This window comes from Devosia sp. 2618 (assembly GCF_040546815.1).
Classification (GTDB): Bacteria; Pseudomonadota; Alphaproteobacteria; order Rhizobiales; family Devosiaceae; genus Devosia.
In genome coordinates this window covers 3,379,309-3,405,624 of the sequence record NZ_JBEPOO010000001.1, presented here as the reverse complement: position 1 = coordinate 3,405,624, position 26,316 = coordinate 3,379,309, and the positions used below count along the sequence as shown (strand labels likewise).

20 protein-coding genes are annotated in these 26,316 nt (G+C 61.8%); 14 read left to right on the top strand and 6 right to left on the bottom strand.

Annotation, left to right across the window (positions count from 1 at the left end; all coding sequences use genetic code 11):
- Positions 1 to 278: 278 nt before the first annotated feature.
- The 5 genes from rpsT (at position 279) to gyrB (ending at position 8,444) form a co-directional block, all read left to right on the top strand.
- Positions 279 to 545, top strand: coding sequence for a 30S ribosomal protein S20 (gene rpsT, locus ABIE28_RS16825; RefSeq protein WP_354064920.1), 267 nt, complete (start codon positions 279 to 281; stop codon positions 543 to 545).
- Positions 546 to 1,458: 913 nt separating this feature from the next.
- The gene (gene dnaA / locus ABIE28_RS16820; RefSeq protein WP_354064918.1) at positions 1,459 to 2,919 is read left to right on the top strand and encodes a chromosomal replication initiator protein DnaA; all 1,461 of its coding nucleotides are present in this window, start codon (positions 1,459 to 1,461) and stop codon (positions 2,917 to 2,919) included.
- Positions 2,920 to 3,307: 388 nt separating this feature from the next.
- A complete protein-coding gene (dnaN, locus tag ABIE28_RS16815; protein WP_354064917.1) occupies positions 3,308 to 4,429 on the top strand; it encodes a DNA polymerase III subunit beta in 1,122 nt (373 codons plus the stop codon).
- A 266-nt stretch (positions 4,430 to 4,695) separates the two neighbouring features.
- A complete protein-coding gene (gene recF, locus ABIE28_RS16810; protein ID WP_354064915.1) occupies positions 4,696 to 5,808 on the top strand; it encodes a DNA replication/repair protein RecF in 1,113 nt (370 codons plus the stop codon).
- Positions 5,809 to 5,990: 182 nt separating this feature from the next.
- Positions 5,991 to 8,444 carry a DNA topoisomerase (ATP-hydrolyzing) subunit B gene (gyrB, locus tag ABIE28_RS16805; RefSeq protein ID WP_354064913.1) on the top strand — a complete coding sequence of 818 codons (2,454 nt, stop codon included), beginning with the start codon at positions 5,991 to 5,993 and terminating at the stop codon, positions 8,442 to 8,444.
- A gap of 53 nt (positions 8,445 to 8,497) precedes the next feature.
- Here the strand turns inward: gyrB and ABIE28_RS16800 are convergent, their stop codons facing one another.
- Entirely contained in the window at positions 8,498 to 9,052 is a 555-nt protein-coding gene (locus ABIE28_RS16800; protein WP_354064911.1) for an AAA family ATPase, read from the bottom strand.
- Between the two features lie 188 nt (positions 9,053 to 9,240).
- Between ABIE28_RS16800 and ABIE28_RS16795 the strand changes: the two genes are divergently transcribed.
- A complete protein-coding gene (locus tag ABIE28_RS16795) occupies positions 9,241 to 10,263 on the top strand; it encodes an LLM class flavin-dependent oxidoreductase (RefSeq protein ID WP_354064909.1) in 1,023 nt (340 codons plus the stop codon).
- A gap of 332 nt (positions 10,264 to 10,595) precedes the next feature.
- Here ABIE28_RS16795 and ABIE28_RS16790 read toward each other — a convergent pair whose 3' ends face one another.
- Entirely contained in the window at positions 10,596 to 11,102 is a 507-nt protein-coding gene (locus ABIE28_RS16790) for a hypothetical protein (protein WP_354064907.1), read from the bottom strand.
- A 121-nt stretch (positions 11,103 to 11,223) separates the two neighbouring features.
- Here ABIE28_RS16790 and ABIE28_RS16785 point away from each other — a divergent pair, with 121 nt between their 5' ends.
- Both ABIE28_RS16785 and ABIE28_RS16780 read left to right on the top strand, forming a co-directional pair.
- Complete coding sequence (locus tag ABIE28_RS16785) at positions 11,224 to 11,544, top strand: hypothetical protein (RefSeq protein WP_354064905.1); 321 nt, start codon at positions 11,224 to 11,226, stop codon at positions 11,542 to 11,544.
- 243 nt (positions 11,545 to 11,787) lie between these two features.
- The gene (locus tag ABIE28_RS16780; protein ID WP_354064904.1) at positions 11,788 to 14,514 is read left to right on the top strand and encodes a transglycosylase domain-containing protein; all 2,727 of its coding nucleotides are present in this window, start codon (positions 11,788 to 11,790) and stop codon (positions 14,512 to 14,514) included.
- A gap of 497 nt (positions 14,515 to 15,011) precedes the next feature.
- Here ABIE28_RS16780 and ABIE28_RS16775 read toward each other — a convergent pair whose 3' ends face one another.
- The 4 genes from ABIE28_RS16775 to ABIE28_RS16760 form a co-directional block, all read right to left on the bottom strand.
- Positions 15,012 to 15,698: a L,D-transpeptidase gene (locus ABIE28_RS16775; protein ID WP_354064902.1), complete on the bottom strand. Its 687-nt coding sequence runs from the start codon at positions 15,696 to 15,698 to the stop codon at positions 15,012 to 15,014.
- Positions 15,699 to 15,762: 64 nt separating this feature from the next.
- Entirely contained in the window at positions 15,763 to 16,098 is a 336-nt protein-coding gene (locus ABIE28_RS16770; RefSeq protein WP_354064900.1) for a hypothetical protein, read from the bottom strand.
- Positions 16,099 to 16,155: 57 nt separating this feature from the next.
- Entirely contained in the window at positions 16,156 to 16,893 is a 738-nt protein-coding gene (locus ABIE28_RS16765) for a M48 family metallopeptidase (protein WP_354064898.1), read from the bottom strand.
- Between the two features lie 262 nt (positions 16,894 to 17,155).
- Entirely contained in the window at positions 17,156 to 17,638 is a 483-nt protein-coding gene (locus tag ABIE28_RS16760; RefSeq protein ID WP_354064896.1) for a DUF2852 domain-containing protein, read from the bottom strand.
- Between the two features lie 144 nt (positions 17,639 to 17,782).
- Between ABIE28_RS16760 and ABIE28_RS16755 the strand changes: the two genes are divergently transcribed.
- From ABIE28_RS16755 to ABIE28_RS16730, 6 genes are all read left to right on the top strand, one after another.
- On the top strand, positions 17,783 to 19,096 hold the full coding sequence (locus tag ABIE28_RS16755; RefSeq protein WP_354064894.1) for an ActS/PrrB/RegB family redox-sensitive histidine kinase: 1,314 nt from the start codon (positions 17,783 to 17,785) through the stop codon (positions 19,094 to 19,096).
- 72 nt (positions 19,097 to 19,168) lie between these two features.
- On the top strand, positions 19,169 to 19,720 hold the full coding sequence (locus ABIE28_RS16750; RefSeq protein ID WP_354064892.1) for an ActR/PrrA/RegA family redox response regulator transcription factor: 552 nt from the start codon (positions 19,169 to 19,171) through the stop codon (positions 19,718 to 19,720).
- A 57-nt stretch (positions 19,721 to 19,777) separates the two neighbouring features.
- Entirely contained in the window at positions 19,778 to 20,758 is a 981-nt protein-coding gene (locus tag ABIE28_RS16745; protein WP_354064891.1) for an acetyltransferase domain-containing protein, read from the top strand.
- A 171-nt stretch (positions 20,759 to 20,929) separates the two neighbouring features.
- On the top strand, positions 20,930 to 22,786 hold the full coding sequence (locus tag ABIE28_RS16740; RefSeq protein ID WP_354064889.1) for an ABC transporter ATP-binding protein: 1,857 nt from the start codon (positions 20,930 to 20,932) through the stop codon (positions 22,784 to 22,786).
- Positions 22,783 to 24,681, top strand: coding sequence for an ABC transporter ATP-binding protein (locus ABIE28_RS16735; RefSeq protein WP_354064887.1), 1,899 nt, complete (start codon positions 22,783 to 22,785; stop codon positions 24,679 to 24,681). Before ABIE28_RS16740 ends, ABIE28_RS16735 begins: the two co-directional genes overlap by 4 nt.
- A gap of 248 nt (positions 24,682 to 24,929) precedes the next feature.
- Positions 24,930 to 26,252 carry a hypothetical protein gene (locus ABIE28_RS16730; protein ID WP_354064885.1) on the top strand — a complete coding sequence of 441 codons (1,323 nt, stop codon included), beginning with the start codon at positions 24,930 to 24,932 and terminating at the stop codon, positions 26,250 to 26,252.
- Positions 26,253 to 26,316 lie beyond the last annotated feature (64 nt).

The following is a 26,316-nucleotide window of genomic DNA, read 5'->3' as shown; positions in this document are numbered from 1 at the left end:
GCAGGGGCATAGAGGGTATTGCTGCATCGCACCCCTCACACCCGGCGCTGCGCGCCGACCTCTCCCCTGAGGGGCGAGGTGAAGAAGGGACGTCTGGCTCGACTGGAGTTTGGGCGGATTGCATCGCCCCCAATCCCTGAATCCAGTTGACGCTAGCCGCCCCATCCCCTATAGACCGCCCAACTTGGCGGCAGTCGATGTGCCGCCGATTTCATTTTATCTCCGGACGCCTGCGACTTTGATGCGCTATCGGCCGGTTGGACGCCAAGAGGACCGTTATGGCCAATACGCCTTCAGCCAAAAAGGCTACCCGCAAGATCGAAGCCCGCACCGCGGTCAACAAGTCGCGCCGTTCGCGCGTCCGCACCTTCATCCGCAAGGTTGAAGAAGCCATCGTTGCCGGCGATCACAAGGTTGCCATGGAAGCGCTGAACGCAGCTGCTCCCGAGATCAATCGCGCAGCCACCAAGGGCATCGTTCATGCCAACCTGGCAGCCCGCAAGATTTCCCGCCTAAACCACCGCGTTAAGGCTCTCAGCGTCTGATTGGACCTGAGACGGCGCCTGTCAAAGGCAGCCGGCTAGCAAATTGAAATGGGCTCCGAGAGGAGCCCATTTTCTTTGGCCGGGCCTTAGGCAAGCTATTCCGTATTTTTCGTGATGTGACGTCGCTGTGACATAGGTGTAGCCTGCGTCATAATACCCGGCCGCTGATGAATTCGTGATCAGTGTCAGGGCTTTAACGCATATCGCGACGATCCTGTGACGACAGAAAAAACGGGCCGGGCGACAAAATTCAGGTGCGGCGGAAATAATTTTTTTACCCTCTGCGGGCCATCTGGGCGGGAATCTGCGTTGAGTCCCAGAGCCTTGGTTTGGTGGACTTGAAATGGGTCGAGACCCCCGAAACGACATCCTCGGAGTCAAGCCCCCATTTTGCAGATTCCACGGTTGCGGCCCCAAAAGCCTCCCTCTAAAGTAGCTTTGTCAGCTGAGAAAGGGACACCAGAAACGAGTGTCTGGCACAGCGGACGGGGTCAGTATTTGGCGCGTTGGTTTTATACATCTTGGCAGCAATGCCGCAGAAGTTTGGGGCCGTATCTAGGTTGTGTTGGCGGTTTTGGAACGTCTGCCTCTTTGAGGTCGGCGGGGTTTAGTAAAGCTTTGGGCCATGTCTGGCCGGGTTCACTAAAAGATTGAATTTGTAGCCGGTGGCATTGCTGCCGGACAGGAAACTTGTGCCCGCAACGTCGGGTGCAATAGCGAAGCCGTGCCCAACAGGAACCTCAAGGTTTCGACGGCACGGAAACAGGGCAAACACCTCCGAGCTTTGCGGGCCGGATGGATCGAACAGAATGGGGCAGACACAATGACGCGACAGGCAATTGCCGGAAGGGACGATTGGGACAAGCCCAATCTTTCTTCCAACCTTCCGACAACCAAAGGCGAAAAACCTGTCATGATCACGTCCGACACTTCCGAAGGCCAGCGCGAACTCTGGAACCGGGTGCGCGCTCGTCTCAAGGCTGGTGTCGGCGAAGATGTCTTTGCCTCCTGGTTTGCCCGTCTCGAGCTCGAAGAGATCGTTGAAGACGTGGTGCACCTGTCCGCCCCAACGCGCTTTTTGTGCTCATGGGTACAGTCCAACTATGCGGACCGGATTCTGGAATCCTTCCGTCAGGACAATGAAGACGTCGCCCGCATTCAGGTGACGCTGCGCGTCAACGGCCAGGCGCGCCCCCGCCTTGTTCAGGCCGCTGCCGAAGCCCCTGCCGCCAGCGAAGTCGCCACCCCCGCAATTGCCGCGGCGCCCCAGCCGCTGGCCACCACGCAGCCCCGTCTGGGGCGCGATAATTCCGCCGCCAAGGGCGACGCTCTGGCCGGTAGCGCCATCGATCCGCGCATGACCTTCGACAGCTTCGTGGCTGGCGATGCCAATGAAATGGCGCTGGGCGTGGCCAAGCAGATCGCTGCGGCCGCCGCCAACAACACCGTGACCTTCAATCCGGTCTACATTCATTCGACCGTCGGTCTGGGCAAGTCGCACCTGCTCAATGCCATCGCCCATGCGGTGCAGCAGGCCGATCCAACCAAGAACATCGTCTATCTGACCGCCGACCACTTCATGTACCATTTCATCACGGCCGTGCAGCGCCAGAGCGCGCTCGGCTTTAAGGAATGGCTGCGCCGGGTCGACCTGCTGCTGATCGACGACATGCAGTTCCTCCAGGGCAAGTCCGCCACCGAATTTGGCCACACGCTGGGCACGCTGCTCACCGGCGCCAAGCAGGTTGTCGTGGCTGGCGATGCGCCGCCGCGTGATCTCGAAATGCTCGATGAGCGCGTCCGTTCGCGCCTCTCGGGGGGACTGGTCGTGCCGATTTCCGGTTTTGATCTCGATCTGCGCCGCGCCATCGTGCAGCGTCGCGCCGAGCAGTCCTCGGCCCGTTACGGCATGCACTTCCCCGTGCCGGTGATCGACTATGTCGCCCGCGCCGTGGTCAGCCATGGCCGCGATCTCGATGGCGCCGTCAATCGGCTCGTCGCTGCCAACCAGCTGACTGGCGAACTGATCACGGTTCCGCTGGCCGAAAAGACCCTCGGCGACCTGATCCGCGCGCGTGAAGCGCGCCGGGTTCGCATCGAAGACATCCTCAAGATCGTCTCGCGCCACTATAAAGTGCCGCGCAACGAACTGCTCTCGGCCCGTCGCTCGCGCGACGTCGTGCGTCCGCGCCAGATCGCGATGTTCCTCGCCAAGGCCCTGACCTCGCGTTCGCTGCCCGAAATCGGCCGTCGCTTTGGTGGTCGCGATCACACCACGGTTCTCCATTCGGTCCGCAAGGTCGAACAGATGATCAAGGACGATCTCGAACTGGCGCAGGAAATCGAGCTGCTCAAGCGCATGCTGGAGGAATAGGGGACACGGCTCTTCCCTTCTCCCCTCGTGGGAGAAGGTGGCGCGCAGCGCTGGATGAGGGGCTCTTTCTTGTCTCGGGCATGGGATAGCTTGCGCCATTCGAGCGTAGCTCTCATGGCCTTCTCGCCTCAAATTGCTCCGCCGGAGCAATTTGCCCGGCGGGGCGGCTCGAAGCCCCTCACCCTCGCAAATCCGCTGGACGCGGATTTTCTATCCCTCTCCCACAAGGGGAGAGGGGAGGCCCGGTGGATGTACTTGCGTGGATATCCTGCGGCAAACCGCCCGGTGCCCTTGCTAATCCCTTACGAAATTGTAAATGTCCAACCCCCGGCTTGCCGGGGGTTTTTGTCGCTTTAAGCGACCGCGTAGTGCCAAGGATTGATCCACGATGAAAGTCACGCTCGAACGCAATCATCTGCTCAAGTCGCTGAGCCATGTGCATCGGGTGGTCGAGCGCCGCAACACCTACCCGATCCTCGCCAACGTGCTGTTCAAGGCCGGCGACGACAAGGTCGAACTGCGCGCCACCGACCTTGATATCGAAGTGACCGAAGGCGTGCCCGCAATGGTCGCAACGCCCGGCACCACCACCGTTCCGGCTCATACGCTCTATGAAATCGTCCGTAAGCTTTCCGATGGCGCCGAAGTGCGCCTCGAAACCGATGGCGGCGAGAACATGGTTCTGACGTCTGGCCGCTCGCGGTTCAATCTCGCCTGCCTCAGCCCCGACAGCTTCCCCGATCTCAAGTCCGGCGCGTTCGGCCATGAATTCACCATGCCGGCTTCGGCTTTGCGTGAATTGATCGAGCGCACCCAGTTTGCGATTTCGAACGAAGAAACGCGCTACTACCTTAACGGCATCTATTTCCACACCGTCGACGTCTCCAATGTCGGCACCGTGCTGCGCGCCGTGGCGACCGATGGTCACCGCATGGCCCGCGCCGAAATCGAAGCGCCCGAAGGCGCCAAGGGCATGCCCGGCATTATCGTGCCGAAAAAGACCGTTGGCGAAGTCCAGAAACTGCTCGACGGCGCCGATGGCGACGTTGCCGTGGAAGTGAGCGAGACCAAGATCCGCTTCACGGTCGGCTCGGTTGTGCTGTTGTCCAAGCTGATCGAAGGCACCTTCCCCGATTATGATCGGGTGACGCCCAAGAACAACGACAAGCAGATGAATGTCGACCGCGCCAGCTTCGCGACCGCCGTTGATCGTGTTTCGACCATTGCGTCCGATCGTGGCGGCAAGGCCGTCAAGCTCCAGGCCAAGGACGGCCTGCTGGAGCTGTCGGTGACCAACCCCGATCACGGCACGGCAAGCGAAGAACTGGCGGTCGAATTCGATACCGATGGCTTCGAGATCGGCTTTAACGCCCGCTACCTGCTCGACATCATCGGCCAGATCCGCAGCGACAGCGCCGTCTTCATGTTCAACGACGCCGGCTCGCCGACGCTGGTGAAGGATGAGGGCGAAACCCGCGCGCTGTATGTTCTGATGCCGATGCGTGTCTAGGCAGCGTCCCGAAGGGAAATCGCTCCAGTGGAGCGATTTAAGCTGACGAGGCCCGGACAGCTATGCTCGAAGGGCACGGATGCGCCGCATATGCGGTCCCTCTTCTCTTTCTTTAAAAGGCCCCCTCACCCGGCGCTACGCGCCGACCTCTCCCCCAAAGGGAGAGGTGAAGAGGGCTCCAGATTCGCCGCAGCATCACCTCTCCCTCTGGGGGAGAGGTCGCCCGAAGGGCGGGTGAGGGGGCCTTTCACAGGCTCAATTGCTCCATGAACCGCCACCTGTCCCGCCTCCGCCTTACCGCCTTCCGCAATTATGCTGCGGCGGCGCTTGATCTTGATGCGCGCCATGTCGTGCTGACCGGGCCCAATGGCGCCGGCAAGACGAATCTGCTTGAAGCCATTTCGGTGCTGTCGCCCGGTCGCGGCCTGCGCGGTGCCAGCTTTGAAACGCTGCATGCCCATGGCAGCGATATCGGCTGGGCAGTCGCGGCAACCGTTGAAACCGATGATGGCCCCGCCGATATCGGCACCGGCGCTTCGCCCGATGGCGGGCGGCGGGTGCGGATCAACGGCGCCAATGCGCGCTCCATCGAGGCGATGAGCGATTATCTGCGCGTGCTGTGGCTGACGCCGGCCATGGATGGCCTGTTCTCGGGCCCGGCAGGCGACCGCAGGCGGTTTTTGGACCGGCTGGTGACGACGCTCATCCCATCCCATTCCGCCTCGGTCGGCGACTATGAAAAGGCCATGCGCCAGCGCAACCGGCTGCTCGAAGATAATGGCGACACGGCCTGGATTTCGGCCATCGAGGCGCAGATGGCCGAACTCGGCGCCTCGATCCATCTGGCCCGCTCCGATAGCCTCACCCATCTGCAGGCGCTGATCGAGCAAAGCCTTGAAGATGGCAGTTTCCCGGCCGCCCATCTCGCGCTGACGCCGCTGTTTGAGGATGGCGACGAACCCCATGCCTCGGCTGACCTCGAATCGGCCCTCAGCGCACGTTGGCGGGCCTCGCGCGGGGTTGATCGCGCCGCAGGACGCACCATATCTGGACCTCACCGTGTCGATCTTCAGGTCACCTATGCCCAAAAGGGCATGCCGGCGGCTTTGGGCTCGACGGGTGAGCAGAAAGCGCTGCTGATCGGTTTGATTCTGGCCCATGCGCGGCTGGTCAAGCTGCGCACCGCGATCACGCCGTTTTTGCTGCTCGACGAAATTGCCGCCCATCTCGACCCCGACCGCCGCCGCGCCTTGTTTTTGGCGCTGGATGGTCTGGGCACGCAGTGTTTTTTGACCGGCACGGACCGGCTGCTGTTTGAGGCGCTCGGCGAGCGCGCGCAGATGGTGACGGTCAAGGATGGACGGGTTTATCCGGACTGAGACTGTGCCACGCCCTCGTCCTTCGACGGGCTCAGGATGAGGTCTACTGGGGCGACTTTCGTCCCCGTTCGCCAAAGCCGCCTTCTCCCCGCGCAAACGGCCCTCAAAAGCCCATTTTGCTTGGGGATATACCCCCTATCCGCTAGAACTGAACCTTACTGAAACGACCTGATTCGGACCCCATGACCGATAGCCCAATTCCAGATCCCAACGAATACGGCGCAGACAGCATCAAGGTGCTCAAGGGCCTCGACGCGGTGCGTAAGCGCCCCGGCATGTATATCGGCGATACGGACGATGGTTCGGGCCTGCATCACATGGTCTACGAGGTGGTCGATAACGCCATCGACGAGGCTCTGGCGGGACACGCCGACCTGGTGACGGTGACGCTCAATGCCGATGGTTCGGTGTCGGTCGCCGACAATGGTCGCGGTATTCCGACCGGCATCCATAAGGAAGAGGGCATCTCGGCGGCCGAGGTCATCATGACCCAGCTCCATGCCGGCGGTAAGTTCGACCAGAACTCCTATAAGGTTTCCGGCGGTCTGCACGGCGTGGGCGTTTCGGTGGTGAATGCGCTGAGCCAATGGCTCAAGCTCTATATCCGTCGTGACGGCGGCATCTTCGAGATGAGCTTCACCCATGGCGACTCCGATGCGCCATTGGTGCAAACGGGCACTTATGTCGAAAACAAGCAACCGGGCACCTATGAAGGGCGCAGCGGCAGCACCATCAGCTTCTTCCCGTCGTCCGAAACCTTCACCATGGTGGAGTTCGATTTCAAGACGCTCGAGCACCGCCTGCGCGAGCTCGCGTTCCTGAATTCGGGCGTCCGTATCCTGCTCAATGACCTGCGTCATCCCGAGCCGGTCAATGTCGAGCTGTTCTACGAGGGCGGTCTCGAGGCATTCGTCAAATATCTCGACAAGTCCAAGACCGGGGTCATCGACCGCCCGATCACCATGATCAGCGAGAAGGACGGCATCACCGTCGAAGTCGCGCTGCAGTGGAACGACAGCTACCACGAAAACGTGCTGTGCTTTACCAACAACATCCCGCAGCGCGACGGTGGTACCCACCTTGCCGGCCTGCGCGGCGCGCTGACGCGCCAGGTGGTTGGCTATGCCGAAAGCTCGGGTATCGCCAAGAAGGAAAAGGTCACCATGACGGGTGACGACACCCGCGAAGGCCTGACCTGCGTGCTGTCGGTGAAGGTGCCTGATCCAAAGTTCAGTTCACAGACCAAAGACAAGCTGGTCTCGTCCGAAGTCCGTCCGGTCGTTGAAAACATCGTCAACGACAAGCTCGGCCAGTGGTTTGAAGAGCATCCCAACGAGGCCAAGGTCATCGTTGGCAAGGTGGCGGAAGCCGCCGCTGCCCGCGAAGCCGCCCGCAAGGCGCGAGAACTGACCCGCCGCAAGGGTGCGCTCGAAATCTCCTCGCTCCCCGGCAAGCTCGCCGATTGCCAGGAACGCGACCCGGCCAAGTCTGAAATCTTCATCGTGGAAGGTGACTCCGCAGGCGGTTCGGCCAAGCAGGGGCGTGACCGCTCCAACCAGGCCGTGTTGCCGCTGCGTGGCAAAATCCTCAACGTCGAACGCGCCCGCTTTGACCGCATGATCTCGTCCGATCAGGTCGGCACGCTCATCACGGCGCTGGGCACCGGCATTGGCCGCGAAGAGTTCAACGCCGACAAGCTGCGCTACCACAAGATCATCATCATGACCGACGCCGACGTGGACGGCGCTCATATTCGCACGCTGCTGCTGACGTTCTTTTATCGCCAGACGCCCGAGTTGCTCGAACGCGGTCACATCTACATCGCCCAGCCACCGCTCTATAAGGCGATGCGCGGCCGCTCCGAGCAGTACCTCAAGGACGAGGACGCGCTCAACGACTACCTGATCGAAGCCGGTCTCGACGAAGCCGTGTTTACGACGCGCGACGGACACCAGCATGGTGGCGCCGATCTGCAGGGCATCGTGCAGCAGGCGCGCAGCATCGTGAACGCCATCGACAATCTCAACACGCGCTACAACCGTAGCCTTGTTGAGCAGGCCGCCATCGTTGGCGGGCTTGATCCGGAAGGTCTGAGCGATCCGACCCGGATCGGGGAAGTCATGACTCGCGTTGCCAGCCGTCTCGACCGGATTTCGGACGAGTGGGAACAGGGTTGGTCGGGCGAAATCACCGATGGTGACGAACTGGCCTTCTCGCGCACCGTGCGCGGCGTGGCCGAGCGCCATCTGCTCGACAAGGCCCTGCTGCAAAGCGCCGACGCGCGCAAACTGCGCCAGCTGGCCGACCGCCTCGACGAGATCTATGGCGGCGTACCAACCCTGACCCGCAAGGGCGAAGACATCCCGATCTACGGGCCATCCTCGCTGTTCAAGGCGGTGACCGATGCTGGCCGCAAGGGTGTCTCGCTGCAGCGCTATAAGGGTCTGGGCGAAATGAACGCGTCCCAGCTCTGGGAAACCACGCTCGACCCCAATGCGCGCACCCTGCTCAAGGTCGAAATCAACCAGACCGACGAAGCCGACCAGATTTTTACCGCCCTGATGGGCGACCTGGTCGAACCGCGCCGCGACTTCATCCAGGACAACGCACTGAGCGTGAGCAACCTGGACGTTTAGGCGCAAGCTGGCCACCGGCACAAATTGCTCAATGGGAGCGATTTGTGGCCGTTTCAGCCGGCGCGCGTTGCTGCTACCAAGTCGCGCAGTCGTTGCGCGGGGGTGCCGGTAAGCTCCACAATCGGCGGACCGGACCCGAGCAGTCCAAGATCGTCGTGGCGCAGGATGGCTTTGAGCCTGGTATCGGTTTGCATGCGCAGCTTGGGAAACTCAATGGCGACGGAAATCTCGTCCGGTCGCGATAGCGGCAGGAAGACGATCAGCTCGAGCGCAGCTAGAGCCGCTTCGATCCGGCCCAGCAGCTTGCCGCTCGGGACCCATTCGAAGCCTTCGCGCAGGCTGACCACATCCAGATAGGCGATGAAATCGAGCGGGCATCGGTCGAAAATGACATCGTTCTGCCCGGCGGCCGATAGGACAAGCGCGCAGCTTTGCTCGAGTTGCTCCTCCAGATCGGCACTTGTCGGCCCGCCGGCAAAGGGCACGCCCTGCTGGGCGAGCAGCCAATAGGGCTCCGGCACCGCTTCATAATGCGGGCAGGCCGAAGCGAAATCATCAATCAGCGTGGTCTTGCCCGTGCCATGGGTGCCCGTTACAGCCAGCCGCATTGTCATGATCCTCCCTCTCGCCGCTTCCTAAGTCGGCCTTGACCTCGTGTCCACTCTGCTATCGGGGGCCGTTCACCGGGTTGAACAATGCGTTCCGCAAAACTGGCTTGGCTCCGCTTCAATCAGGGCCTACCTAAATCGCAACCGCCGCCCAGACCGGGCCGCCTCTTATTGTTCCGGGTACTTCCATGAAAAAGATCGGCTTTCTCTCTTTCGGCCACTGGAATCCATCGCCCCAGTCGCAAACCCGCTCGGCGGCCGATACGCTGTTGCAGTCGATTGATCTGGCGGTGGCGGCCGAGGAATTGGGAGCCGATGGCGCCTATTTCCGGGTACATCATTTTGCCCGGCAGCTGGCGTCGCCCTTCCCGCTGCTGGCCGCCGTCGGCGCCCGCACCAAAAAGATCGAGATCGGCACCGCCGTCATCGATATGCGCTACGAAAATCCGCTCTATATGGCCGAAGACGCCGGCTCCGCCGACCTGATCGCCGGTGGCCGTTTGCAGCTCGGCATCAGCCGCGGTTCGCCCGAGCAGGTGATCGATGGCTATCGCTATTTCGGCTATGCGCCCCAGGAAGGCCAGACCGATGCCGATATGGCGCGCCAACACACCGAGGTGTTCCTCGACGTGCTGCGCGGCAATGGCTTTGCCGAACCCAATCCGCGTCCGATGTTCCCCAACCCGCCCGGATTGCTGCGCGTTGAGCCTCATTCGGAAGGCCTGCGTGAGCGTATCTGGTGGGGTTCGGCGACCAATGACACCGCCGTCTGGGCCGCCAAGCTGGGCATGAACCTGCAAAGCTCGACGCTTAAATTCGACGAAAATGGCAAGCCATTCCACATCCAGCAGGCCGAACAGATCCGCGCCTACCGCGCCGCCTGGAAAGAGGCCGGGCATGCGTTTGAGCCACGCGTTTCGGTTAGCCGCTCGATCTTTGCCTTGGTCAATGACATGGACCGTGCCTATTTCGGCGAGGGTCGCAAGGAACAGGATCAGTTCGGCTATATCGAGGAAAATGTCCGCGCCGTGTTTGGGCGTGGCTATACCGCTGAGCCCGACGTGCTGGTCAAGCAACTGGCCGAGGACGAGGCGATTGCCGAGGCCGATACGTTGTTGCTGACGGTGCCCAATCAGCTGGGCGTCGATTACAACGCGCATGTGATCGAGAGCATTTTGAAGCTGGTGGCGCCGGCGCTGGGCTGGCGCTAGTCCGCGATAGCTATCCATATCCACAATCGCTGCCCCCGGACTTGATCCGGGGGTCTCTATTTCTAGCACACCGGGTTGCGAGTGGCCCTCGGATCAAGTCCGAAGGCAGCGCGGTGGGTGGGGTAAGTGCGGTGGTGCCCATGACGGTAGGTGGCACTTGGCGCTGAGCTTTCTCACCTCGCCCCTGAGGGGAGAGGTCGCTGCGGAGCAGCGGGTGAGGGGTTCAGGGGTTGGTTGAGGCTGAGTGGTTGAACGAGCACTGAACCCCTCACCCTAGCCCTCTCCCCTCAGGGGAGAGGGGATGCGGCCGGTGGATGCCCAACGACCTGCGCTTATTTCGGCAGGCTGAAGCCGGACCCTTCGCAGCCGCTGCTTTTCCAATAGGGCTCGACACGGGTGTGTTGGCCGGTTGCGACTTGCTGGATACGGGCCGCAAAGGCCATGGCCTGACATTCATTGGGGCCGGCCACGACATGCACCATCTCGTGCAGAATGGTCAGCTCGCGCAGGGCGTCGGCATTGGGGGAGAAGAACTGCGGGCAGAGCACGAGGTTCACCGCGCCCTTGTCGGGTGGCAATTGCACGAAGGCGGCGAAGCGGCTGCATGAGCCGGTGGCGCTGTCGCGGATGGCGGTTTTGACCGAGACATTGCCGCCCCAGTGGCGCGACTGGAAGTGCTGGAACGCCAGCGCCTCTCGATAGGCGGCGACTTCGACGCCCATCTCGGTGAGGCCCAGTTTGGGATAGGCCATCTCGAACGTGTCGAGGGCGTTGGATATGGCGCGTTCGAGCACCACGCTGTCCTGCGCGGTGGCGGGCGCAGAGAGAAAAAGAGCCATAAAAAATACCAGCCAGTGCTTCATCGGCCATTCATGTCAAAAAGTGCTATGTGCTCCCATAAGCCGACCATGATTGTGTCGACAATGCCGCTGTGTCGAAATCTGCTTGAGGAAAAGAGCCATGAAACTTGCCATCGTCGCTGCGGCGCTTGCCGCGCTGATCGTGCCCGCCATTGCCCAGGAAGGCGAAGGCACGCCGCTGCTGCGCGTCTATATCGACACGCCCTATTTCTATGATCTGATCGCCACCGATATCGACAATGCCGATCCGGGCGCAAACCTGTTCGAGCTTTACGTGGAGGGCAAGGAAGTTGGCGCGTCGTTGATCACCTATGATTGTGTTCGCGGCGAATATCTCGAACAGGTCACCCAGGAATGGACTGGTAATGCCCCAAGCTATGTCCCTGCGGCCATGATGGCCTATAGCGATCTTTACTGCTGATCGACTGCAAAACGGCTGTGACGCGCCCGCAACACAAGGCGATCAACCCTCCGAACCCCACATAAACCGGCCACAATTGGCCCGGAGAAGGGGAGGGTGATCGCGCGGGCAGCGCCTCGGCAGGGATGCCGCACCCGTTGAGTCGATCAGGATAAGCCTTTACCTTTCGCTAACCTCTTGTTTCCCATTGTGAAGGAACAGAGTAGAAGCGGACAAAAGGCACCACTTTTCAGGGTCTGCTTGATGGATTTTCGTATTTCCGCCGATGACCGCGTTGGCAATCAGCCGGTCCGGGGTAGCAAGCCCCGGTCGCAGCCTCGTGCGTCCAAAGGTCAGCGGGTCGAACCCTCGATGGGCCAGTCGGTCGGCGTTTTCGTCGATGACGAACGCTCGGGCGGCGCGCCGTCCAGTCCCGGCGGGCGCTCGCCCAAGCCACCCAAACCACCCCGTCGTGGCAAGACCCAGCCCGCCCGTTCCAAAAAGCCACGTCGTTCGCGCGGCGGCGGCTTTCTGATGGGCCTGCTGTGGTGGGGCTTCGTCGCCTGCCTTTGGGGCGGCATCGCGGTCATCGGCGTCATCGTCTACTACGGCGCTCAGCTTCCAGCGGCCGGCACCTGGGCGATCCCTGATCGCGCCCCCAATATCCGTATTCTGGCCGCCGATGGCAGCCTGATTTCCAATCGCGGCAAAACCGGCGGCGAAGCCGTCACCTATCGCGAATTGCCCTATTATGTGCCCGCGGCGATCATCGCCAGCGAAGACCGGCGCTTCATGAGCCACTTCGGCGTCGATCCGATCGGCCTGCTTTCGGTGGCGATTGAATCGGTGCAGGCGCGCGGCGTGACCCGTGGTGCATCCACCATTACCCAGCAGGTGGCCAAGAACCTGTTCCTCACCCCCGACCAGACCCTTGGCCGTAAGGTGCAGGAAGCCATTCTGTCGATCTGGCTGGAACAGACCTATACCAAGGAAGAAATCCTCGAACTCTATATGAACCGCGTCTATTTCGGCGCCGGTGCAACGGGTATCGAAGCCGCCGCACAGACCTATTTCGGTGTCTCGGCGCGCAATCTTTCGCTGGGTCAGGCCGCCATGCTGGCCGGCATTCTGCCAGCGCCATCGGCCTATAACCCCAAGACCAATCCCGAACGCGCCATCGAGCGCCAGCGCCTGTCGCTCAACGCCATGGCGCGTGATGGCTTTATCACGCCCGAAGAGGCCGCCGCGGCCCAGATCGACCCGAGCCAGACCGTGCGCACCCGCGTCGCCGGTTCGGAAGACTATGTGGCCGACTGGGTTGAGTCGCTGATGACCGCCTATATCGGCGATATCAAATCGGACGTGGTGGTGCAGACCACCATCGACTTCAAGATGCAAAAGGACGCCGAGTTCATCGTCAAGGAGATGGTGGCTTCGGAAGGTCCAAAGCGCGGCTTTACCCAGGGCGCCCTCGTCGCCATGGATGTCGACGGCACCGTGCGCGCCATGGTGGGCGGCGTTGATTATCAGGCCAGCCAGTATAACCGCGCCGTCACCGCCAAGCGCCAGCCGGGTTCGACCTTCAAGCCGTTCGTCTATATGGCGGCGATGGAAAAGGGCTATACCCCGGACACTTTGGCCGAAGACGCCCAGTTCGATTACAACGGCTGGAGCCCGCGTAACGCTTCCGGCAAATATGCCGGCACCGTGACCCTGCGTCAGGGCCTTGCCTATTCGCTCAACACTATCGCGGCCCGCCTCGCCATCGACGTGACACCGGCAGCGGTGATCGATGTGGCGACCCGCATGGGCATTTCGAGCCAGCTCACCGCCGTGCCGTCCATCGCTTTGGGCACGCAGGAAGTGAACCTGCTCGAACTGACCAGCGCCTACGCTCCCTTCGCCAATGGCGGTATGGGCGTGATCCCCAACGTGATCACCAAGATTTCCGACAAGGAAGGCAAGGTGCTGTACGAGGCCTCCGATGCCGGCCCCGGCCGTGTCGTGGCGCCAAACATTCTGGCCGAAATGAACGACATGCTGGAGACCGCTGTGGAAGTGGGCACCGGCAAGGGCGCCAATCTCGGCGGCTGGGAATTTGGCGGGAAGACCGGCACCTCCCAGAACGCCCGCGATGCTCTGTTCGTCGGCTATACTGCCGCCATGGTAACCGGCGTCTGGCTCGGTAATGACAACGACACCAAGACGACCCTCTCGGGCGGTAACGTGCCGGTCGCGATCTGGAGCCAGTTCATGACCAAGGCCCATGCCGGCAAGCAGATCGCCAAGATTCCGGGCGGCAGCTATGAAGGCCAGCTGGTCGGCCAGCAGGTAATCGATCCGGCCAGCGGCCAGACCGTGACCCAATATGTCGACGCCGGCACCGGCCAGACCGTGCAGACCACGACCGATCCAACCACTGGCGCGCTGCTGCGCTACGATCCGGCGACTGGTCAATACGTTCCGGCCACGGCCATCTCCGGCGGCGGCAGCACCAATCAGCCGATCCAGACCGGCCAGATGACCGATCCCAGCACCGGCATGCCGGTCCAGAGCCAGCCGATCGATCCGAACACTGGCTGGCCCGCAGCCGCCAACAATAATGGTGGTGGCTATCTGGTGGATGCCAATGGCAACCAGATCGACCCGGCAACGGGTCTCGTCGTCGGGCAGGTCGTGGGCGGCAATCAGGTCGTGCAGGGGCAGAATGTCGATCCGGTCACCGGCTATCCGCTGCAGGGCCAGTCCAATGGCTTTGATCAGGCGCCGATTGATCCAAGCACCGGCATGCCGATGATGCTGGTGGTTGATCCGGCTACCAATCAGCAGGTCTGGGTGCCAAGCGCACCAGCGCAGATGCAGCAACAGCAGCAGGTGCAACAGCCCCAACAGATCCAGCCACCGATTGGTTTGGGCGAGACCGCTCCCATCCAGAACGAACGCAGCCAGCGCACGCTGATGGATATCATTTTCGGAAACCAGCAGAACTAGGCACGCCCTCCTTCGACAAGCTCAGGATGAGGGTGTTCGAGGGTCGCTTACGCGCCCGCGTCACCATGAGGTTTACTGTTGGTGAGGTGTTGGGTAGCGGCAGTTTAACCTCTCCCCTGAGGGGAGAGGTCGGCCCGAAGGGGCGGGTGAGGGGTTCAGCGCTGGTGCTATCACCATGCTTGGGCCAACCTCTGAACCCCTCACCCCAACCCTCTCCCCTCAGGGGAGAGGGGGCAGTCCGGTGCGTATGATGAAGCTGGGTCACGCCCTCGTGGTTCGAGGCTCGGCAAGGGGCCTCGCACCTCACCATGAGGGCTACTAGATAGCTGGTTGTAGGAGCCCTGCTGGAACACCGCACCAACAACAGCCCTCATGGTGAGGTGCGAGTTTTTGCGAGCCTCGAACCAAGAGGGCGTGGCGTTGATGGGCCGTTGGCTCGCTCCACTTCCCACACACCCACAAACAAAAAGGCCGCCCGGTGGGGCGGCCTTTTGTGTTTAGGCGACGATGATCGGGCTGCCCGACCGGACGCGGTCGTAGAGGTCCATGACGTCCTGGAACAGAAGGCGGACGCAGCCGCTCGAGACGGCCTTGCCGATGGTGGATGGGTCCATGGTGCCATGTACGCGATAGATGGTGTCGCGATTGCCCTGGTGGATATAGAGCGCGCGGGCGCCCAAAGCATTGAGCAGGCCAGGGGGCTGGCCGTGGCGGTACATTTCAAGCTCGGGCTGGCGGTCGACCATTTCGCCCGGTGGGGTCCAGACCGGCCACTTGCGCTTGTAGGCGATGTGGCCCGTGCCGCTCCACTCAAAGCCGGCGCGGCCCAGACCCACGCCATAGCGCATGGCCCGGTTGTCCGGCATGGTCCAGTACAGGAAGAAGTTGCTTGTATCGACGACAACGCTGCCGGCTGGCTGGCCGGTCGGGTTGTCGACTTCCTGACGCCAATAGGTCGGCTCGACCATCGAAACGTCGGCAGCGGGAACCGGGAAGTCCTCCTCGGGGCGCGCCGCATACATCGACAGCACATCGGGTGGCACATTGTAGCGCGTCGGGCCCTGAACGACAGGCGCCTGTGGCGTGGTGGTGGCGCAACCGGCGAGAGCCAGCGCGGAAAGGCTTGCGGCTCCAACGAGGAGCTGGCGGCGCGTCATCGACGGCGCCTGGGTGAGACTGATCATCAAAACAAACTTTCTCGCAACCCTGCGGTCGCGATGCTGGAATACGGGAGGAGAGACTTGCCTGTCAGGCGGCGCGCGGGGGGCGCAGCAAAGTCTCGCACGGGTCCGATCCGCTGGCCCATGTGACGAGAGCATCGTGCTCATCGCCATTCGGCAATGCGGGCAGCGCGGCAACCTCACTCATCAGGCCAATATGCTGGCCACAGGGCATCACGATGCCCGAGCTCTTCTTGCCGCAAACTTTAAAGCTGACGACGACCGGGGTGATATGCTCGCTGCATGCAGGATCGCTCGAGATGGCCATGGGCACACTCGAGTAAGCCAGACTGTGGCTGGTGGTCGCCCCGCCAACCGTGGCGAGAGCAAAAACCAGCGCAATTACAGTGATAAAGCGCTGCATGGCGTCCTTTTAGGACAGGACTGTATAAGGATCGATAACTTCACGGAGGTTTGACCCTTATCCGCCATGCGCCATCAGCTGTCTGCCATGCGTTTTTAGCCAGGCTCGGCCCTTTTCCATATCGGGCAGCGTGCGCTTGACCGTCGCCCAGAACGCGGCCGAATGGTTCATCTCGACCAGATGGGCCACTTCATGGGCCGCGACATAGTCGAGCACAAAGGGCGGCGCCAGCACGAGGCGCCAGTTGTAGTTGATATTTCCGGTCGATGAGCACGAGCCCCAGCGGCTGGCCTGGCTGCGCATCTTGATGGTCTTGACGGTAACGCCGAGCCGTTCGGCATGAATGGCGCTGCGGATTTCAAGATCGGCCTGCGCCTCATCCTTGAGCCAGTCGACCAGCCGCCGCGCCTGATGCGCCGGGTCGCCCGGCACCAGCAGCACCGGTTCACCCTCGATCTCGCTGACCTCGACCCGGCCGCGAATACGCCCGGTGCCGACAATGCGATGCTCGACGCCGCGCAGGGGCACGACGCCCCCATCGGTAAAGCTCGTGACTTCGGGCGCGCGCTTGAGCCGTGCCGCCAGCCAGTTCTGATGGCGTCCGAGAAAGGCTTCGGCCTCGGCCCATTTGCCATGCGGCGGCAGGGTGAGCAGCGGGCCCCCGCTATGGGGAATCGACAGCCGATAGCTCCGCGCCCGCGCATTGACGCGCACGGTCACCGTAACCGGCTTGCCATCGATCTCGATGACAGTGCTGGCCGGGATCTTGGGCTTGGAACGGAAGAACAGGTTCATTGGGGCTCTGATTTGAGTCGGGAGATTGTATCACGGCACGCCCTCGTGGTTCGAGGCTCGTGAAGAACGCGCACCTCACCATGAGGGCTGTTCATATACCGCACCAAGAGTAACCCTCATGGTGAGGTGGGAGCGGAGCGACCCTCGAACCACGAGGGCGTGCCGCACTCCCAACCACACAAAAAATGGCGCCCCTTGCGGGACGCCAGTTGAGTCGTTGGGAACGACCGGCTTGGGGAGGAGAAAACAGGTGGGGCGGGCGTTAGCCGTTATTGCCCCAGCCATTGTTATTGTTGGTGTCGCCATTGGTCTGGGTTGGCTCATTGTAGCCCTGGCGCGAACCGCGGCGGTCGTTCATGAAGCGGTCGAATTCTTCGCGATCCTTGGCCTTGTTGAGGTTGGCCATATATTCGTGGAAGGCGTCGATTTCGGCGTCGAGGCGAGCGCGCTCTTCTTCGAGGCGCTTGAGCTGTTCGGCGCGGTAGTCGTCAAAGGCTGCGTTGCCGCTCGAGTTCATGCCATAGCTCCGGTTGTTCCAGTTGCGATGCGCGCCCTTGTTGGAACTGCACCAGGACTTGCCCTTGTTCCAGTAGGCTTGCGCCTTTTCTGGCGAGCCGCCGAACTTTTCGCCCCACAGGATATAACCGAGGACGAGCAGGCCAAGCGGCCAGAAGGCGATAAAGCCGAGCACCATGAGAGCGATGGTCAGAGGGGACCATTGAGGTTTGATGATTGCTGTGTTCATTTCGATGTCATTCTCCCAGTCACGATGTCCATAACGTGGCCCTCGCTGGGGTAGGATCAATGCTGTGCCTGCTGTTTTTTGGTCTTGAAACGAAAGTTTTGCGTCCTATGACGGAAGCAGATTTTGCCCCAAGAGGGACCTGAAATGACCATGACACAGGCCGATGGCCTGCCTTTGCCATCCACCTGGCGCCCATTGCGCCTGCAAACCCTGGTTCTGCTGCGCTGGCTGGCGGTGGGCGGGCAGACCATCGGGGTGCTTTTTGTCGCCTTTGGCCTCGGTTTTCCGGTGCCGCTGCTGCCGTGTTTTTTGCTGATTGCCATCTCGGCCGGGCTCAATCTGTGGCTGGTGCTCAAGATCGGTGTGTCGCATCGCCCCAGTTCGCGCTCGACTGCGCGCCAGATCGTGTTCGATCTCTGCCAGCTTGGCGGGCTATTGGCGCTGACGGGGGGGCTCGAAAATCCGTTCTCGCTGCTGCTGCTGGCGCCGGTTTCGGTGTCGGCGACGACACTGCCGCAGCGCGCGACGTTCCTGATCGCGCTGCTCGCGGCCGTGATCGCCTCGATCCTGTCGGTCTGGCATCTGCCGCTGCCCTGGGCGCCCAATGACCGGATCGTCTTTAACCGCGTCTATATCATCGGCATCTGGGTTTCGATTGTCTGCGGCGTGGTGTTTGTCTCGGCCTATACCAACCGCGTGGCCCATGACGCGCGCCAGATTGCCGACGCGCTGGCCGCGACCGAGCTTGCTCTGTCGCGCAAGGAACAGCTCTCGGCGCTCGATGGCCTTGCCGCCGCCGCTGCGCACGAACTGGGCACGCCTTTGTCCACCATTGCGCTCGCCGCCAAGGAAATGCGCGCTGAAGCCGAGCCGGGCAGCGATCTGGCCAGTGACGTCGAACTGATCATCGAACAGGCGGCGCGCTGTCGCGCCATTCTCGCCAAGCTGCGGAATCTGGGCAGCGATGGCGGTGATCCCTTTGCCGCCGTGCCGCTCACCGATCTTCTCGCCGAAGTCGCGCGGCCGCATGAGGCGCTCGGCAAGGCGATCCTGTTTTACGCCGAAGACACGGCTGGTCCGCCGCCGGTCTTCCTGCGCAGCGTCGGCCTGCTCTATGGTCTCGGCAACCTCATCGAAAACGCCGCCGACTTTGCCCGCAGCACGGTGCGCGTCGAGTCGTCCTGGGATCAGGATTCCGTATCGGTGACGATCACCGATGATGGTCCCGGCTTTGCGCCCGAACTGATCGCCCGGCTCGGCGAGCCCTATGTCACCAGCCGCCCCCGCGATCCGCATGGTCCCGATGCGAGCAAGCCCGGCGGGCTGGGACTGGGTGTCTTTATCGCCAAGACCTTGCTCGAACGCACCGGCGGGCGGCTGGCTTTTGAGAATATCGCCGCCAACGGCCATGCCCGGGTGCGCATTGTCTGGCCGCGCAGCGCCGTCGATATGGGGTGACCAATTAACGCATATTGACGCTGGCACGCGCCACATTTTGACCTTTTGTCGCATTGGGCCTAAATGACACCCATGAGCACGATCGAAGACCTACTAGCCACCGACCCAAGCCTGCTGCTTGTCGATGACGACGCGGCGTTTTTGCAGCGACTGGAACGCGCCATGGCGCGGCGCGGATTTGATGTCCGCATTGCCGGTTCCGTTGCAGACGGCCTCGCCGCCGTGGCCGAGCGTCCACCCGCCTATGCAGTGGTCGACCTGCGCCTCGAAGATGGTAATGGCCTTGAAGTGGTTTCGGCCCTTCACACCAAGCGCCCCGATGCGCGGGCTGTGGTGCTGACCGGCTACGGCAATATCGCGACCGCCGTCACTGCCGTCAAACTTGGCGCCGTCGATTATCTCAGCAAGCCTGCCGATGCTGACGACGTGATCAATGCACTGCTGGCCACCGGCGAAGACAAGCCCGAGCCACCGGAAAATCCGATGTCGGCCGACCGCGTGCGCTGGGAGCATATCCAGCGCGTCTATGAACTCTGCGACCGCAATGTCTCGGAAACCGCGCGCCGCCTCAACATGCACCGCCGCACCCTGCAGCGTATTCTGGCCAAGCGCGCCCCGCGCTAGCCCTAAGGTCGCTTTTGGCGATTGAACCGAACGGGCCGGCGCGCCATTGTGCGCGCCATGACCGATACCGCTTCGCCCCGTCCCCGCTTCGCCATCGTCGATATTGCCAGAGGCATCGCGATCATCGCCATGATCGCCTACCACCTGTGCTGGGACCTCAGCTATTTCCGCTTCATCGCGGCCGATGTCGGTTATGACCCGCAATGGGTGCTGATCGCGCGCAGCATTCTCGCGGTCTTTGTGTTCCTCGTCGGCGTCGGTCTGGTGCTCGGCCATGGGCGCGGTATTCGCTGGGCCAGTTTCTGGCGGCGCTGGATCTTTGTCGTGCTGGGCGCGCTGGCCATCACGCTGGCGACCTATTTTGCCTTCCCCGAAAGCTTTGTCTATTTCGGCGTTCTGCACGCCATCGCGCTGTTCAGCCTGATGGGGCTGGCCTTCGTGCGCACGCCGATCTGGCTGGCGATCATTGCCGCCGTCGTCATCATCGCGCTGCCGTTCTTTTTATCCGATGCGCTGTTCAACGAGAAGATCTGGTCCTGGATCGGCTTCTGGCAGATCCCGCCGCCGGCCAATGATCTGGTGCCGGTGTTTCCCTGGTTTGGCGTGACGCTGCTCGGCATTATCGCCACGCGACTGGTGTTGGCCTCAAGCCTGTCGACGCGTCTGTCGGCCATTGCGCCCACCGGCCGCCTGCCGCGCCTTCTGGCCTTTCTCGGGCGCTGGAGCCTGTTGATCTATCTGCTGCACCAGCCAATCCTGCTGGGGATCATCTATCCCGCGGCCCAGATCATGCAGCCCCAGATCGCCATGCGCGGGCATGATTTCCTCGCCTCCTGCCAGAGCTCCTGCACCGAGGGCGGCACTTCGGCCGAGATGTGCACCACCTATTGCCAGTGTGGTCTTGAAGGGGTCGAGCGTAACGATCTGTGGGACGCCATTTATTCGGGCCTGGTCAATGCCGACCAGCAGGCCCAGCTTGATGCGCAGAACCGGCAGTGCTCGGCGCTGATCTATCCCGACCTCACGGCGCCGCAATAAGTCAACTACGACCAAATTAGCGCCACAACGGACAAATTTTGCGCAAGTTCGGTCTTGAATGGCAGGGCGAATGGGCGTTGATTGATCGGGCGAGTTGATTTGTTCGATCCGGCACCGGTTGGCGCCACGCCCGTTCGAACCCCACACATATATTGAAGTCTGGATACTTCCTTGACCACCGACAAGGCTGGCCGCGTCCATTCACGCGGCGATGCACACGCACATGTGGCCGCGGCCCACGCGGGTAAGGGGCTTGGCCCACTGTTGCGAATTACGCTTTATTCGTTCCGCCATCCCTGGCAGGCCGCTGCCGCGATTGGTGCGACCGTGGTGGCGTCGGTGCTGCAATTGCTGATCCCGCGCCTGCTCGGCAGCGCCGTCGATCAGGCTCAGGGCATTCTGACAACAGCCGGGGAGGGCGCGCAACAGGCGCTGTTCTGGAGCGCCATGACCCTGCTGGGCGTCTCGGTGGCGCGTGGCTTTTTCACGCTGATCCAGAACTATTATTCGGAATCGGTCGGCCATCACGTCGGCTACGAGCTGCGGCTGGCCTTTTACGACAAGGTGCAGCGCCTGTCCTATTCCTATCACGACAAGGTCCATAGCGGCGACCTGATCACGCTGGGTCTGCTCGATCTCGATGGCCTGCGCATGTTCTTTTCGACCGGCTTCGTGCGCACCATCCTGCTGAGCGTTTTGATCGGCGTCGGCGCCTTCATGCTGATCAGCACCGATGCGGTGCTGGGCCTGCTCGCGCTGAGCTTTGTGCCCTTCGTTGCCTGGCGCTCGTCGGTGGCGCAGTTGACCCTGCGCCAGACCTGGATCGATCTGCAGGGCAAGCTTTCGGCCCTGACCCGAGTGATGGAAGAAAACCTCGGCGGTATCCGCGTCGTGCGCGCTTTTTCCGGCCAGAAGTTCGAACTCAACAAGTTCGATCATGCCTCCAAGGAAGCGCTGGAGCTTTCGCATCAGCGCGTGTATGTCCGCGTGCGCAACACGTCTGCCATGACCTTCTCGTTCTTTATCGCCATGGGGCTGGTGCTCTGGTTCGGCGGCAACAAGGTGATCGCCGGCGAGATGAGCGTCGGCACGCTGGCGAGCTTTTTGACCTTCATGACGATCCTGCAGATGCCGGTGCGTCAGCTCGGCCTGATGGTCAATTCCTTCGCCCGGGCCTCGACCTGCGGCGACCGTTTCTTCGGTTTTCTCGATCAGCCACTCGATATCGCCGATGCGCCGGGCGTACCTGACCTCAAGGTCACGGACGGCACGCTGCGGTTCGAGAATGTGCAGTTCACCTATCCCGGCGCCAATCACGCAACGCTCGATGGCGTAACGTTTGAGGCTCGCGCTGGCCAGACCGTGGGCATTGTCGGCGCGCCGGGCGCCGGCAAGTCGACACTCGCTCACCTCATTCCGCGCTTTTACGATGTCAGCGGCGGCCGCATCACCATCGATGGGCAGGATGTCAGCAAAGTCTCGTTGCAATCGCTGCGCCGTTCGGTCGCCGTGGTGCAGCAGGACTCATTCCTGTTCACCACCACCATCGAAAACAACATCGCCTATGGCGATCCATGGTCCAAGGAAACCAAGATCGAAAAGGCGGCGGAAAGCGCCCAACTGCACAATTACATCATGGGCCTTCCTGCTGGTTATGACACGGTGGTGGGCGAACGCGGTGTGTCGCTGTCGGGTGGACAGCGCCAGCGTCTGTCGATTGCGCGCAGCCTCGTGCTCAAGCCTGCAGTGATGGTCTTTGATGACTCGACCGCCGCCATCGATGCCGGCACCGAACACCGTATCCGCAGCGCCATTCGCCGCTATGCCAAGGATCGCGTGACGCTGGTGATTTCCCATCGCCTGAGCTCGTTGCTGCATGCCGACACCATTCTGTTCCTTGATGGCGGCAAGATCGTCGAGCAGGGCAGTCACGAAGAACTGCTGGCCAAGAATGGTCGCTATCGCGCGCTCTACGATCTGCAAACCCGACCCAATGAAGACCTCGAAATCGGGAGCGCCGCCCAATGAGCGTCATCGAAGAAGACGACCGCGACGTTGCAGCATTTCCCGGCCAGCGTCCGCCGCGCGCCAGCGTGGGCAGCCACCGCATCGAAGAGGAAATTTTCGGCAAGGCCTATGACCCAAAGACCGTGCGCCGCATCTGGGCTTTTGTGCGCCCATATCAGCTCAAGATCTACCTGTCGGTCGCCGCCGTTCTGATCTTTACCGCGACGCAGTTGGCGATCCCGCTGATCATCGGCCGCGCCATCGACAGTGGCATGACGCAGGGCGGGGATTCCATCAATCTGGCCTGGGCCGTCGCGGCCTTTGCCGTTGTCGTCGTCATCAATTTCGGCGCCTCCTGGGTGCAGGAGAGCCAGGTGGGGCAGGTCGCGGAAAACGTGCTGTTCGACATGCGCCGCGCCATGTTCGCACAGCTGCAGCGCGTGTCGCTGAGCTTTATGGACAAGACCGAAGTCGGCCGCCTGATGAGCCGCTTGCAGGGCGACGTGAACTCCATGCAGGAGTTTCTGGAAACCTCGGTGATCTCGGTCGGTGACATGGTGCTGCTGGTCGGCATTGTCGTCGTGCTGCTGACGCTCGATTTCCGGCTGGGGCTTTTGACGCTCTCCACCATGCCGGTGCTGTTTATCGTCCGCATTTTCTGGCTGCCACCGGCCAAGCGCGCCTTCTGGGCGGCGCATGAAACCAATTCGATCACCGCAGGCGCCATGGCCGAAGGCATCAATGGCGTGCGCACGGTGCAGAATCTTGATCGCCAGAAGGTCAATTTCGACCTCTATGACGACAAGGCCTTCAACAATCTCCAGACCCAGCTGACCGGTTCGCGATTTGCCCAGGTCATGGTGCCGATTGTCGATAGCCTGACCGGCATCGCCATGGCGATCGTTGTGGTTGTGGGTGGCTCGCTCGTGCTCAACGGTAGCCTCGAGATCGGCGTCATTGTCGCTTTCATCTTCTATATCCAGCGGTTCTTTGATCCGATCCGCTCGCTGACCATGCAATATTCGATCATGCAGCGCGCCATGACCTCGGGTCGCCGCATCACTGAAGTGCTCGATATCCCGTCTTCGATCAACGACAAACCCGACGCCATCAAGCTGACCCGCGACATGGATGGCTCGGTTGAGTTCAAGAACGTGGTGTTCGGCTATAGCGCCGACCGTCCGGTGCTCAAGAATGTGAGCTTCGTGGTCAAGCCCGGCGAGACGGTTGCGCTGGTCGGGCCCACCGGCTCGGGCAAGACCTCGGCCATGTCGCTGGTGCACCGGTTCTATGAGGTCAATTCCGGCGCCGTGCTGGTCGGTGGCCACGACGTGCGCGACGTCACCCAGGAATCGCTGGGCGAGCAGGTCGCCATGGTGCTGCAGGAGCCGTTCCTGTTCACTGGCACCGTCTTCGACAACATCCGCTATAACAAGGCTTCGGCGACGCGCGAAGACGTCATCAATGCCTCAAAGGCGGTGGGTGCGCATGAATTTATCATGCGCCTGCCCGGCGGCTATGACGGTGTGCTGGAACAGCGCGGGTCGAACCTCTCGCTCGGGCAGCGGCAGCTCCTCAGCTTTGCCCGCGCGCTGGTGGCCGATGCCAAGATACTCGTGCTCGACGAGGCGACGGCCAATATCGACAGCTACACCGAACGCCAGATTCAAAAGGCGCTGTTGACGCTGCTCGAAGGCCGCACCGGCATGGTGATCGCCCATCGCCTCGCCACCATTCGCGGCGCTGATCGTATCATCGTGCTGCAGAACGGTGAACTGATCGAGACCGGCAATCACGACGCGCTGATGGAAAAAGACGGCCTCTACGCGAAGCTCTACAACATGAACTATGCCAGCTTTGACGACATCCCCGATGAGTTGGTGAGCCAGGCCAATGCGCGGGCGGCGAGTACCTGAGCTGTCTTCTCCTCCCCCCGTGGGGGAGGCCGGGAGGGTTATCCTTCCTGACTTTGGGGTTCTAAAGAGTACCCCCACCTAACCTCCCCCTGAAAAGGGGGAGGGACAGATCGGAGACGTGGCACCATCGCGCTCACTCACCGCGCGGGTTCCTCCCCCTATCAGGGGGAGGCTAGGTGGGGGTATCCCAGCAACCCTATGCAGCCTCTCCCGATCTGCTAATCTCCGGCAAAAATCGGAGATATCGCATGCGCTTAGCTATCCTTGCCGCAGCCCTGCTCGCCACGACGCCTGCATTTGCAGTCGATGCGATTGTCTACAAGGGCACGCTGGGAAAACTCGAGATCCTCGCTGAACTGGCAAGCCCCAGCACAGGGCATCTGGTGGGTCGCTATAGCTATCTCAACAAGGGCGGCGACATTCCGCTCGATCTGATGGATGGCGCCAATGGCGCGATCAAGCTGGCCGAGGAAGCGCCCTGCACCGAGACCACCTGCGTGCAGGACGAGAACGGCGACGTGACTGACACGCCCATCGGCGCGATCTGGACACTGACGCCGTCGGCCGATGGCAAGACGCTGACTGGCACTTGGCAGGACAAGGCCAAGGGCGGCAAGAGCTTCGATGTCACCCTGACCCAGATCGGCGCGCGCACGCTGTCGGACGACACAGAGATCACCCCATATGGGCTTTATGACAGCGAACAGTCGCTGACCTACACGTCCGGCGCCATCTTTGCTCCGCACACCGCGCCTTACATGTTTGCCAAGATGGAAGTTCCCTACACCACCGGCCCCGAGCAAACGCTGGAGGGCTCGACCTATCGCTATGTCACCGATCCGCGCACCAAGTTCGCTTTCCCGCGCATCCTGTCATTCTCGGATGGCTCGTCGGTGGAACAGGCCAATCAGGCGCTCGAACGCCGCCACACGACGCTCAATTCCTTCGCCTTCGATTGCCTGAGCCAGGTCTATGCCGGCTTTGGCGCCAATGAATATACCATCAATATGGAGACCGGCACGCTGGCCGGCTGGGACGAGGAAAACGTCGAGATCGCCTATCTCTCTCCCACGGTGCTGGGCTGGACCGAAGGCGGCAGCACCTATTGCACCGGCGCCTATCCCGACAACCATTTCAGCAGCATCGTGCTCGACGCCAAAACCGGCGAACCGCTGCCGCTGGCCTATATTTTCAATGACTGGATCGCCACCGAAAGCATTGACGATTACGGCAGCGCGGTCGATCAGGCCGCAGCGCTCGAGGCGCCGGAGACGTATTTCTGGGGCGCTGACAAGACGCTGATCGATTATGTCGTCGCCAACCGCGCCAAGGGCGAGGACGCCGAGTTCGACGAAGAATGCGGCATCGATGATCTGATCGCGACAAATCTGGGCCTGCGCTTTGCGCCCGGCGACACGGTGGTGTTTTCGCTGGTCGATCTGCCGCATGTGATCTTTGCATGCACCGAGGATCTGCTGACCGTCAAGCTGGCCGATATTCCCGAATTGCTGGCCCCAACGGCGCAGGATTACTTCCCGGCGCTGGGGCAGTCGCAGATCCGCAGCCGCTAACCGCACTGGCTTCCGGCACCCCCTCATGCCGCAATCGTCATGGCCAAGGCACGCGCCCGGGCGC